Consider the following 11,665-nt stretch of genomic DNA (forward strand, 5'->3'; position numbering starts at 1 on the left):
TCCGCAGCGAGCCGGAGTCCGGCGACATGCTCTGGCAGGGCGGCGCGCGATGAACCTGTCCCGCCTGTTCATCTTCCGCCCGGTTGCCACCACGCTGCTCACGTTGGCGGTGGCGCTGGCCGGGGCGATCGCCTTCCGCCTGCTGCCGGTGTCGCCGCTGCCGCAGGTGGATTACCCGACCATCTCGGTGTCGGCCAACCTGCCCGGTGCCAGCCCGGAAACCATGGCGGCCACCGTCGCCGGGCCGCTGGAGCGCATCCTCGGGCAGATCGCCGGCGTTACCGAGCTGACCTCCTACAGCACCCTCGGCTCGACGCGGGTGACGCTGCAGTTCGAGCTGTCCCGCGACATCGACGGCGCCGCCCGCGACGTGCAGGCCGCCATCAACGCGTCCCGCGGCCAGCTGCCGACCAGCCTGCCGAACAACCCGACTTATCGCAAAGTGAACCCGGCCGAGACGCCGATCATCATCCTGGCCCTCACGTCGGACACGCTGACCAAGGGCCAGCTCTACGATGCCGCGTCGACGGTGCTGGCCCAGCGCCTGTCCCAGGTGGAGGGGGTCGGCCAGGTTTCCATCGGCGGCAGTTCGCTGCCGGCGGTGCGCGTCGAGCTGGACCCGGATCGCCTCGCGGCCAACGGCCTCAACATGGACGATGTGCGCAGCGCCATCGTCGGCACCAACGCCAACCGCCCGAAGGGCGTGGTGGAGGACGGCGAGCGGGCCTGGCAGGTCGGCGCCAACGATCAGGCGCGCACCGCCGACGAGTACAAGCCGCTCATCGTGTCGTGGAAGAACGGTGCGGCGGTGCGCCTGTCCGACGTGGCCAAGGTGCGCAACGGCATCGAGAACGACCGCAACTACGGCTACGCCAACGGGCGCCCGGCGGTGCTGCTGATGGTCAATCGCCAGCCTGGCGCCAACATCATCGAGACCGTGGACCGGGTCACCGCGCTGCTGCCACACCTGCGCGCCAGCATCTCGCCGGCCATCGACGTGGACGTGGTGATGGACCGCACGCCGACCATCCGTGGCTCCCTGCACGAGGTGGAGCGTTCCCTGATGATTTCGGTGGCGCTGGTGGTGATGGTGGTCTTCCTGTTCCTGCGCAATTTGCGGGCGACGGTGATCCCCAGCGTGGTGGTGCCGGTGTCGCTGATCGGCACCTTCGCGGTGATGTACCTGGCCGGCTTCAGCCTGGACAACCTGTCGCTGATGGCGCTGACCATCGCCACCGGTTTCGTGGTGGACGACGCCATCGTCGTGCTGGAGAACATCTCGCGCCACATCGACGAAGGCCTGCCGCCGCGCCAGGCCGCCCTGCGCGGCGCGCGGGAGATCGGCTTCACGGTGGTGTCGATGAGCCTGTCGCTGATCGCCGTGTTCATCCCGATCCTGGCCATGGGCGGCATCGTCGGGCGCCTGTTCCGGGAGTTCGCGATTACGCTGTCGGCGGCGATCCTGGTGTCGATGGTGGTGTCCCTCACCGCCACGCCGATGATGTGCGCGCGCCTGTTGCAGAAGCGCCCGCCGGAAGCTGCGCGCGGGCGCTTTGACCGCCTCGCCGGCGGCGCGCTGGATCGCCTGGTGGACGGCTATCGTCGCAGCCTGGGCTGGGCCCTGGCGCACCCGTGGCTGGTGCTGGGCATCCTGCTCGGCACTATCGCTGCCAACGTGCACCTCTACAACACGATTCCGAAGGGCTTCTTCCCGCAGCAGGACACCGGGCGCATCCGCGGCTTCGTCGAGGCCGACCAGGCGATTTCCTTCCAGGCCATGAAGGGCAAGATGGACGTATTCCTGGCCATCGTCGGGGCCGACCCGGCGGTCGCCAACGTGGTCGGCTTTACTGGCGGCTCCCAGCTGAACTATGGCTCCATGTTCATTACGCTCAAGCCGATCGGGGTGCGCAAGGAATCCGCCGACGCTATTGTCGGCCGACTGCGCAAGAAGCTGGCCCATGTGCCGGGCGCCAACCTCTATCTCAATCCGGTGCAGGACATCCGCATCGGCGGGCGCTCCAGCAACTCCAGCCAGCAGTTCACCCTGCAATCGGACAACCTGGACGAGCTGCGCCTGTGGGAGCCGCGCATCCGCAATGCGTTGAGCCGCCTCGACGAGATCACCGACGTGAGTTCCGACCAGCAGGACCGCGGCCCGCAGACCACGCTGGTGATCGACCGCGACGCGGTGGCCCGCTACGGCCTGACCATGCGCGCGGTGACGACGGCGCTCAACAACGCCTACGGGCAGCGCCAGGTATCCACCATCTACAACCCGCTCAACCAGTACAGGGTGGTGATGGAAGCAGCGTCCGACTACCTGCAGGGGCCGGAATCCCTGGCGCGGCTGACCCTGGTGTCGTCCTCCGGCGCCCAGGTGCCGCTGTCGGCGGTGGCCCGCGTGGTGTCCACGCTGGCGCCGCTGTCGGTGAGCCACCAGGGCGGTGCGGCGGCGTCCACGATCAGCTTCGCGCTGCCCGAAGGGCGCTCCATCGGCGAGGCCACCGAGGCCATCCGCGCGGCGGTGGCGCGCATCGGCGTGCCGGTGAGCATCCGCACCAGCTTCGAGGGCAGCACCGGCGCCTTCCAGAAATCCATGAGCACCCAGCCGCTGCTGATTCTGGCCGCGGTGGTGACCATCTACATCGTGCTCGGCATGCTCTACGAGAGCCTGATCCACCCGATCACCATCCTGTCCACGCTGCCGTCGGCGGGTGTCGGGGCGCTGCTGGCGCTGATGGGCATGGACACCGAGTTCAGCCTGATCGCGATGATCGGGGTGATCCTGCTGATCGGCATCGTCAAGAAAAACGCGATCATGATGATCGACGTGGCGATCGCGCTGCAGCGCCAGGGCGCCAGCGCCCGCGATGCGATCCACCACGCCTGCCTGCTGCGTTTCCGGCCGATCCTGATGACCACGCTGGCGGCCCTGTTCGGCGCCATCCCGCTGGCCATCGGTACTGGCGACGGCGCCGAGCTGCGCCAGCCGCTGGGCATCGCCATCGTCGGCGGCCTGATCCTCAGCCAGATCCTTACCCTCTACACCACGCCGGTCGTCTTCGTGATGCTCGACCGGCTGCGCCGCCAGCCCAAGCCCGCGGCGGCATTGCAGGCGGAGAGCGCCCTTTGAAGATGAAGAAGATGAACGCGATGGCCCAACTGGCGGTCGACCCTGTCGGGAAGCGTCCCGCTGGGGGGGCGCCACTGGGCAAAAACTCGGGGGGCAATGGGGGTGGGGGGGCTAAAACATCCGCCCTAGCGGTTTTTATCACGCGCCGGGGGCGAAGGAATTCGCCCCTACGGGTCGTGTTGCCCTGCCTTTTCCTGGCCGCATGTACCGTCGGCCCCGACTACGTGCGGCCGACGGTGGAAACCCCCGCGGCCTTCAAGGAGGCGGCCGGCGACTGGCGCCCGGCGAGCCCGCAGGACCCGGTTTCCGGCGATACCTGGTGGACGGTGTTCGGCGATCCGGTGCTCAACGGCCTGCAGGCCAAGGTGGACATCTCCAACCAGAACCTGCGCGCCGTCGAGGCCCAGTACCGCCAAGCTAGGGCGCTGGCCGATTCGGCCCGTTCGTCGTGGTTCCCGACCATCAACGGCACTTTCGGCGCGACGCGCTCGGCCAGCGCGGCGTCCACTGCCAGCGCCGGCAACGCGCCGCCGGTCAACAGCTTCAGCCTTGGCGCCACCGCCAGCTGGGAGGCCGACGTGTGGGGGCGCATCGCCCGTAACGTGGAGGCGGCCGACGAGCGGGTGCAGGCCAGCGAGGCGGATCTCGCTGCCGCCCGCCTGTCTGCCCATGCGACGCTGGCCCAGACCTACTTCCAGCTGCGCGCGGCGGACCGCCAGAAGGCGCTGCTCGACGCGGCGGTGGCGGCCTACGAGCGCTCCCTTGAACTGACCCGCAACCGTTACGCCGCCGGCGTCGCCACCAAGGCGGACGTGGCCCAGGCGGAAAGCCAGCTGCGCAGCACCCGCGCGTCGGCGCTGGATGCCGGCCTGTCGCGCAGCCAGTATGAGCACGCCATCGCGGTGCTGATCGGCCAGGCGCCGTCCAGCTTTGCGCTGCCGCCGGTGGCGGGCCCGCTTGCCGCCGCGCCGGTCACGCTGACGCTGCCGTCCACGCTGCTTGAGCGGCGCCCCGACATCGCCGCCGCCGAGCGTCGTGTGGCCGCCGCCAACGCGGCTGTCGGCGCAGCCCAGGCGGCGCGCTTCCCGGTGCTCGGCCTGTCCGCATCCACCGGTTTTCGCCGCTCGCAGATCGAGGATCTGCTGACCGTGCCGAGCCGCTACTGGTCCCTCGGCCCGACGCTGGTGGCGACGTTGTTCGACGCGGGCGCCAAGAAGGCCGCGGTGGGCCAGGCTGTCGGCGTCTGGGAGCAGGCCGTGGCGACCTACCGACAGACCGTGCTGGCGGCGTTCCAGGAAGTGGAGGACAACCTCGCCGCGGTGCGCGTGCTGGAGGAGGCCGGCGTCGAGCAGGCCGCCGCCGTGTCCGCCGCTGCCGAGGCCGAGGCCATCGCCCTCAACCAGTACCGGGCCGGCACCGTCAGCTATCTCAACGTCGTCACCGCCCAAGCCACACACCTCAGCGCCCAGCGCAGCGCCAGCGATCTGGCGGCGCGCCGGCTGGTGGCGGCGGTGCTGCTGGCAAAGAACGCCGGTGGTGGGGTGGGCGGGAAGCTGCCGGAGGCGCGCAACTGAGTTAAGCGCGAACTTTCGTCATCGACGGACGTCCATCATGTATGCTGCGGTGCAGCAATACGGGCCGCAGCACCTGAATGGAGGTATTCCGTCCATGTTGAAGAAGCTTTGGAAGAGCCGGGACGTCGCCGCGTCTCCATCATTGAGCCTTGCACTGCAGGGCGGCGGGGCGCATGGCGCCTACACCTGGGGCGTGCTCGACCGCCTGCTGGAAGACGACTGGCAGATCGACGGCATCAGTGGGACCAGCGCCGGCGCCATGAACGCCGTCGCGCTGGCTCAGGGCTGGACCCGAGGCGGCGCAGAGGGCGCGCGGGAGAGCCTGGCGGCGTTCTGGGAGGCGGTGTCCGATACCACGCCGTTCGAGCTGGACCTGCTGCACAGCCTCAATCCCGCCGGCGATGGCTCGCTGCCGGGGCCGGTGGGCATGATGATGGGCCTGACCAAGGTCTTTTCGCCTTACCAGCTCAATCCCTTCGAACTCAACCCGCTGCGCGATGTGGTGCGTGCCCAGTTCGATTTCGAGCGTATCCGCCGGGACTGTCCGCTCAAGCTGTTCATCGCCGCGACCCGTGTGCGTACCGGCAAGGTCCGTCTGTTCCATACCCACGAGCTGAGTGAGGATGCGCTGCTCGCCTCGGCCTGTCTGCCGACCCTGCATCACACGGTGCAGATCGACGGGGAGGACTACTGGGACGGCGGCTTCACCGCCAATCCGGCGATCTATCCGCTGATGTACGAATGCGCCACGCCGGACATCCTGCTGGTGCTGCTCAATCCGCTGGTGCGTCCGGAGGCGCCGCGCAGCGCAGAAGAAATCGCGGCACGCAGCATGGAACTGGGTTTCTCGACGACCTTCCTGCGCGAGATGCGGATGATCGCCCACGCCCGCAGCTACATCGAGGAAGGCAGCAACTGGCTGCCTCAGGGGCGGCTGGAGCGCAAGCTGACCCGTCTGCGCTTCCACATGGTGGAGGCCGAGGAACTGGTGGATGCCGGTACTGCGAGCAAACTCAACGCCACGCGGGCCTTCCTGACCGAACTGCGCGACCTCGGGCGGGCCCGGGCTGCGCGCTGGATCCGTTCCCATCGCCAGGACGTCGGCGTGCGTCCGTCGATCAAGTTGGCCGAAGTCTTTGCCTGAGCTGCAGGCTGGGAGTATGAAAAAAGACCGTTTGCGTTTATTGCAGTCTCAAGACAACCCGTTTTGAGCCGTTATCGGCAAGCTCTCCCTGACTGCAGGGTATGCCGCGCAGTTGCGGGCAGAGAGACCCGACAAACGCCAACAAAAGAATAAAGAGACATGCTCAAGCACAAGCCCCTGGTCCGGCAGGTCGTCCTGCTGTGCACCCTTGGTATCGCCCTGATGGTGGTCGTTCTGGTCGCCACCGTTGCTGTTTTGTCGCGCCAGAGTGCGTTGAAGAAGGCAGAGGAGTCCCTGGCCCAGCAGGCAGACATGACCGTCGCGATGCTGGCCTATGCCCAGGACGCCCTGAAGGCGCGGGCTGCCGATGCCGTCGTGCAGTTTGCCGCCAGCGTGCCCGGAACGCCGCACCTGACCGGCCGCGATATCCAGATGGGAAGCGAGGCCCTGCCTGAGCTGGCTATTGGCGGCACCGTCGTCAGCGCCAATGTGGCGATACTGCAGGACTATTCCAAGCGTTACGAGGATCGGGAGCCGTCCTTCCTGGTGCGCAAGGGCGACAGCTTCTACCGCGCGGTGACCCTGCTGAAAGGCAAGGACGGTAACTACCGGCACGGAGAAAAGGTCGGCGCCGCGGGTGACTATCCGTCCGTCCTGCTGACCGGCAAGCCCTACCTGGGCGCCATCGAGCGTAACGGCAAGATGTTCGTGCTGGCGGCGAATCCGCTCAAGGATGCTGCCGGCAACGTGATCGGCGCGGTGACGATGCGCGTCGATGCGGAGAGCAACGTCAAACTGATCAAGGAAAAGCTGGCGCAGATCCGTGTCGGCAAGACCGGCTATCCGTACATCGTGTCGGTACCCACCGGTGACGCCAAGGATGTGCGCTTCATCTATCACCCCAAGTTCGAGGGCAAGTCCCTGGCCGACCTGGACCCGCGCACCCAGGGCATCATCAAGAGCCTGGTGGAGAAGCGCAACGGTACGCTGGTCTACAAGTGGGGTGATCCGGAGGCCGACAAGATGGTGGTCATCCGCGAACTGCCTGACCTGCACTGGATGGTGGCCAGTGGCTCCTGGGTGGACGAGTTTGTCGAGGACGCCAATGGGCTGCGCAACGATATCGCGCTGCTGGCCGTGGCCTGTGGGGCATTGCTGATCCTGGCGCTGGGCTATTTCCTGCGCCTGCGCCTCAAGCCGCTGACACACCTGGCCGAACTGGTGTCGCGCTTTGGTAGTGGCGACCTGACCGTGCGCGCAGACGTGGATGCCCATAGCCGCAGCGAGATCGACCTGATCGGCAGCAGCATCAACACGGCTGCGGAGTCCATGCGCACGCTGAGCGGCAGCATCCGCCAGACCAGCGATCACCTGCAGCGCACCGCGCAGAACATGTCCGCGGCGTCCGAGGCGCTTGGGGACGCGACCCGTCGGCAGAGCGATTCCGCCAGCGCGATGGCCAGCACCACCGAGCAGCTGACGGTCAGCGTCGAACAGGTGGCCAGCAATGCATCCCATGCGCTGGAACTGACGCAGGAAACCTCACGGGCGGTGCAGGAAGGCGTCGGCTCGGTGCAGAGCAGTGTCGATCAGCTCAATGAAACCGCGCGCACCGTGCAGGCTGCGGCAACGCAGGTCGAGCAACTCGGCCAGCAGTCTGCGGAGATTCATCGGGTGCTCAACGCGATCCGCGACATTTCCGAGCAGACCAATTTGCTGGCCCTCAACGCCGCCATCGAGGCCGCTCGCGCTGGCGAGCAGGGGCGTGGCTTCGCGGTGGTGGCTGACGAGGTACGCAAGCTGGCCGAGCAGTCCGGCCAGTCCGCGTCGCTGATCGATTCCATCCTCAACAGCATTCAAGATGGCGTGGCCTCGGTGGCCAATTCCGCCCGCAAGGCGGTGGAGCAGGTGGATCGCAACGTAGTGGCCTCGCGCCAGGTTGGCGAGGCGCTGCAGTCCATCCATGAGCGCGCCGAGCGCACTTCCCAGGCTGTGGCCGACATTGCCCGTGCGACGCGGGAGCAGACCCAGGCCAGCCAGACCATCGCTGGCGGCATCGACTCGGTGGCCCGTTCGGTCGCTGAAACCAGCCAGTCGGCGGCCTCCAATCGCAGCGAGGCCGCCGAGCTGCTGCGGGTCGCCCGTGATCTGGAAAGCGAGGTCGGGCGACTGCGCGTGTGACCCGAGCTCAGCCCATCACCAGCGGGCTGACCAGCATCCACAGGGCGCTGAGCAGCAGCAGGCCAGAGAAGGCACGATGCATGGTCTTTTCCGGCAGGCGGTGGGCGAAGGCCACCCCGGCCGATACGGTGAACAGCCCGCTGGCAGCCATCGGCAGACCCATCGTCCAATTGACCCGGTGGGCGCCTGCATAGACGAGCAGTGCAATCAGCGAGCTGGGGGTGACCAGAGCCAGCGCGAAGGCCTGGGCAACGGTCTGGCGCAGGCCGAACAGACCGGTCAGCAGCGGCGTGGCGACCAGTCCGCCGCCGATGCCGAGCAGGCCCATGCTGCTGCCGCCGAGCAGTCCGACCAGAGGTACATGGCGTTCGTCTACCCGCGGTGCTGGGGCGGCGCCGCGGGAGCGGCCGGGGACGATGCGTTTGAGCGCCATGGCCAGCAGGAACAGCGAGAACAGTATCTTCAGTGTGGCCGGGTCCAGCGCGTTGGCGAAATGCGCGGTGCCCCAGGTGGTGAGCATGGCGATCACACCGATCGCCAGCGCGCGCCGGAAGGGCACCGGGTGGCGCTGGCTGTAGCGCCACCAGCCGACCATCAGGTTGGGCACCATCATCACCAGCGCCGTGCCCTGGGCCAGCGGCTGCTCCATGCCGTAGCCGATGACGAACAGCGGGATCGCGATGATGCCGCCGCCGATGCCGAACATGCCGCCGAAGAAACCGAGGGCGGCGCCGAGGATCAGGGCTGGAAGAAATGCGAGGAGTTCAGGGATGGGCATGGTGGTTCGGAACGGAAAATCCGGAACCCATCTTAAGGCGTGCTACCGGAGATACAATGCCTTAGAGTTAATTTGATCCGTACCTAAAACGCACGAATGCAGGATTCATCCGATCTGGCCTTCTTTGCCGTCGTCGCCCGCCAGGACAGCCTGGCTGCTGCTGCGGCCGAACTGGGCGTCACCCCGCCGGCGGTGAGCCGCCGTCTGGCGGCGCTGGAGGCGCGCCTCGGCGTGCGTCTGCTCAATCGCACGACGCGGCGCCAGAGCCTTACGCCGGAAGGGGAGCGCTACCTCGACGAAGGCGCGCGGATCCTGCGCGACATCGAAACCCTTGAGCGTGGCCTGTCGGCCAGCCGCGAGCAAGCCCGTGGCCTGTTGCGCGTGAATGCGACGCTGGGCTTCGGGCGTTGCCACCTGGCGCCGGCCATTGCCGATTTCGCGCTGCGCTACCCGGAGGTGGAGGTGATCCTGCAACTCACCGACCGGCCGCTGGATCTGACTGCGACCGCCACCGACGTCGGGGTACGCTTCGGCGCACCGCCGGATACCCGCGTACTGGCCCGGCGGATTGCCGCCAACCGGCGCCTGCTGTGTGCATCGCCGGCTTATCTGGCGGCGAGTGGCGAGCCGGCCGATCCGCAGGAGCTGGCCCGTCACCGCTGCATCGTGATCCGCGAGAACACCCGCGCCTATAACAGCTGGGAACTGGCCAACGGAGAAAAGCAGATCACCGTGAAGGTGCGTGGTGGGCTGAGCAGCAACCATGGCGAAGTGGCGGTGAGTTGGGCGCTGGCCGGCCACGGCATCGTGCTGCGTTCGGAATGGGACGTGGCGCCGCATCTGCGCAGCGGCGAACTGCGGCGCGTGCTGGCGCCTTGGGTCGGGGCGGTGGCGGACATCCACGCCGTCTACCCCCAGCGTCACCTGCTCAGCGCAAAGGTGAAGGTTTTCGTGGATTTCCTGGCCGAGCGTTTTGCCGCCTACCGGCCGGAGGCGGACGAAACGTCTTCCTGGTAGGCGTGGTTCAGGCGACTAGCAGGGTCGGCGGGATGTCCTGCAGCGTGCGGCAGCCGCACAAGGCCATGGCGATTTCCAGTTCGTCGCGCAGCAGGCGGATCACGTGGGCGACACCGAGGGCGCCGGCATTGGCCAGGCCGAAGATGTAGGGCCGGCCGATCAGTACTGCGCTGGCGCCGAGGGCCATCGCTTTCAGTATGTCAGTGCCGCGGCGGATGCCGCCGTCCACCAGCACCGGCAGGCTGTCGCCCACCGCATGCACGATCGACGGCAGTGCGGTGGCGGTGGGCAGGCTGGTGTCGAGGGTGCGTCCGCCGTGGTTGGAGACGATCAGGCCGCCGACCTGCAGGCGCGCCGCTTCTCGGGCGTCCTCCGGATCGAGGATGCCCTTCAGGATGACTGGCAGGCGGGTGTTGGCCTGCAGCCAGGCGACGTCGTCCCAGCCCGGCGCGTCGAGCAGCAGATCGTCGAAGAGGCCACTGGCTCCAGGGGCAAGGGGACGGGCGAGGCGGGGTGGTAGGCTGTCCAGATTCACCGCCCGGACGCCCGGCGGCAGGCGGAAGCCGGCGCGGCGCTCCCTGTCCCGGGCGCCGTGGCAGGGCGCGTCCACGGTCAGTACCAGGGCTTCGTAGCCGGCGGCTTCGGCGCGGCGCACCAGTTCCAGGTTGAAGCCCTTGTCGTGTTGCAGGTAGAGCTGGAACCACAGCGGTCCGCGGTCCGGGTCGTCGCGGACGGCGTCGGCGATGCTCTCCAGCGGCAGGCTGGCCTGGGTGCTGAGCACCAGCCCGGCCCGCTGGGCGGCGGCGGCGCAGGCCGTGGCGAGTTCGCCGTCCGGATGGGCCATGCGCTGGAAGGCCACCGGCGCGAGGAGGATCGGGTGGGCCATTTCGCGGCCGAGGAGCGGCACCCGGGTATGGCCGCCGGCCAGTGGGCGCAGTACGCGGGGGCGCAGGTGCAGGGCGTTCCAGGCTTCGCGGTTGTCGGCGAGGCTCAGCTCGTCGGCGGCGCCGCCGGCAAAGTAGGCCCACGCGTTGGCGTCGAGCACGCTGCGGGCGTGGGCTTCGTGGTCGCCGAGGCTGACTACGCCGGGCGGCAGGGTGTCGATGCGCGGTGCGTTCACGTGTCGGTCCACATGCGCAGGAGGTTGTGATAAGTGCCGGTGATGGCGACCGCTTCGTCGCATTCTCCGTGCTTTTGGCGCAGGCGCATCAGCGCCATGTCCAGGTCGAACAGCAGGCGGCGCTGTTCGTCGCTGCGCACCATGCTCTCGATCCAGAAGAAGCAGGCGATGCGGCGCCCGCGGGTGACCGGCGTGACCTGGTGGATGCTGGTGCCGGGATAGAGCACGGCGTGGCCGGCCGGCAGCTTGACGCTGCGGCTGCCGTAAGTGTCCTGCACCTGAAGTTCGCCGCCGTCGTATTCGTCCGGATCGGACAGAAACACCGTGCACGAGACGTCGGTGCGTACCCGCTGGCCGTCGGCAGTGAAGCGGACGGCGTTGTCCACGTGGGCGCCGTAGAAGGGCGTGTCGCCGCCGTAGCGGTTGATGCGGGGAGTGAAGATCTTCTTCGGCAGTGCGGCGGTCAGGAACAGCGGATGGCGCTCGACGCGGCTCTGGACCAGCCCGCGGATCGCCTCGGCGGCGGCGCAGTCGTGGGGCAGTTGCTGGTTGTTCTTGACCTGGGCGGCCTGGGGGCCGGCGCTTTCGCGGCCGTCGGTCCAGGGCGCGTCGGCCAGCAGCTGGCGGGCCTGGCGGACTTCGTCGCGGCTGAGGACGTCCGGTATCTGCAGGAGCATGGCGGGTTCCCGTAAGGAAAGCGGGCGGACGCGATGTC

8 protein-coding genes are annotated in these 11,665 nt (G+C 68.0%); 5 read left to right on the forward strand and 3 right to left on the reverse strand.

Annotation, left to right across the window (positions count from 1 at the left end):
• Window positions 1-49: 49 nt before the first annotated feature.
• The 4 genes from ACE3RX_RS13240 (at window position 50) to ACE3RX_RS13255 (ending at window position 8,035) form a co-directional block, all read left to right on the forward strand.
• On the forward strand, window positions 50-3,136 hold the full coding sequence (locus tag ACE3RX_RS13240; RefSeq protein WP_374484363.1) for a multidrug efflux RND transporter permease subunit: 3,087 nt from the start codon (window positions 50-52) through the stop codon (window positions 3,134-3,136).
• A gap of 176 nt (window positions 3,137-3,312) precedes the next feature.
• On the forward strand, window positions 3,313-4,710 hold the full coding sequence (locus tag ACE3RX_RS13245; RefSeq protein WP_374484365.1) for an efflux transporter outer membrane subunit: 1,398 nt from the start codon (window positions 3,313-3,315) through the stop codon (window positions 4,708-4,710).
• A 94-nt stretch (window positions 4,711-4,804) separates the two neighbouring features.
• Complete coding sequence (locus tag ACE3RX_RS13250; RefSeq protein ID WP_374484367.1) at window positions 4,805-5,854, forward strand: patatin-like phospholipase family protein; 1,050 nt, start codon at window positions 4,805-4,807, stop codon at window positions 5,852-5,854.
• Between the two features lie 159 nt (window positions 5,855-6,013).
• Window positions 6,014-8,035, forward strand: coding sequence for a methyl-accepting chemotaxis protein (locus ACE3RX_RS13255; RefSeq protein ID WP_374484369.1), 2,022 nt, complete (start codon window positions 6,014-6,016; stop codon window positions 8,033-8,035).
• Window positions 8,036-8,042: 7 nt separating this feature from the next.
• Here ACE3RX_RS13255 and ACE3RX_RS13260 read toward each other — a convergent pair whose 3' ends face one another.
• The gene (locus ACE3RX_RS13260; RefSeq protein ID WP_374484373.1) at window positions 8,043-8,813 is read right to left on the reverse strand and encodes a sulfite exporter TauE/SafE family protein; all 771 of its coding nucleotides are present in this window, start codon (window positions 8,811-8,813) and stop codon (window positions 8,043-8,045) included.
• A 96-nt stretch (window positions 8,814-8,909) separates the two neighbouring features.
• Between ACE3RX_RS13260 and ACE3RX_RS13265 the strand changes: the two genes are divergently transcribed.
• Window positions 8,910-9,830 (forward strand): LysR family transcriptional regulator, encoded by a 921-nt coding sequence (locus ACE3RX_RS13265; protein WP_374484375.1) that lies wholly within the window; start codon window positions 8,910-8,912, stop codon window positions 9,828-9,830.
• A 7-nt stretch (window positions 9,831-9,837) separates the two neighbouring features.
• Here ACE3RX_RS13265 and ACE3RX_RS13270 read toward each other — a convergent pair whose 3' ends face one another.
• Together ACE3RX_RS13270 and ACE3RX_RS13275 are read right to left on the reverse strand one after the other, a co-directional pair.
• Window positions 9,838-10,950, reverse strand: coding sequence for an alpha-hydroxy acid oxidase (locus ACE3RX_RS13270; protein WP_374484377.1), 1,113 nt, complete (start codon window positions 10,948-10,950; stop codon window positions 9,838-9,840).
• Complete coding sequence (locus ACE3RX_RS13275) at window positions 10,947-11,627, reverse strand: Fe2+-dependent dioxygenase (RefSeq protein ID WP_374484379.1); 681 nt, start codon at window positions 11,625-11,627, stop codon at window positions 10,947-10,949. Before ACE3RX_RS13275 ends, ACE3RX_RS13270 begins: the two co-directional genes overlap by 4 nt.
• Between the last annotated feature and the right edge of the window lie 38 nt (window positions 11,628-11,665).

This window comes from Zoogloea sp., from assembly GCF_041914405.1.
Classification (GTDB): Bacteria; Pseudomonadota; Gammaproteobacteria; order Burkholderiales; family Rhodocyclaceae; genus Zoogloea.

Bases quoted from the DNA above. Each gene is read 5' to 3' on its own strand.
- ACE3RX_RS13265 (WP_374484375.1), top strand. From the start codon at position 8,910: ATGCAGGATTCATCCGATCTGGCCTTCTTTGCCGTCGTCGCCCGCCAG.
- ACE3RX_RS13260 (WP_374484373.1), bottom strand. From the start codon at position 8,813: ATGCCCATCCCTGAACTCCTCGCATTTCTTCCAGCCCTGATCCTCGGC.
- ACE3RX_RS13255 (WP_374484369.1), top strand. From the start codon at position 6,014: ATGCTCAAGCACAAGCCCCTGGTCCGGCAGGTCGTCCTGCTGTGCACC.
- ACE3RX_RS13250 (WP_374484367.1), top strand. From the start codon at position 4,805: ATGTTGAAGAAGCTTTGGAAGAGCCGGGACGTCGCCGCGTCTCCATCA.
- ACE3RX_RS13275 (WP_374484379.1), bottom strand. From the start codon at position 11,627: ATGCTCCTGCAGATACCGGACGTCCTCAGCCGCGACGAAGTCCGCCAG.
- ACE3RX_RS13240 (WP_374484363.1), top strand. From the start codon at position 50: ATGAACCTGTCCCGCCTGTTCATCTTCCGCCCGGTTGCCACCACGCTG.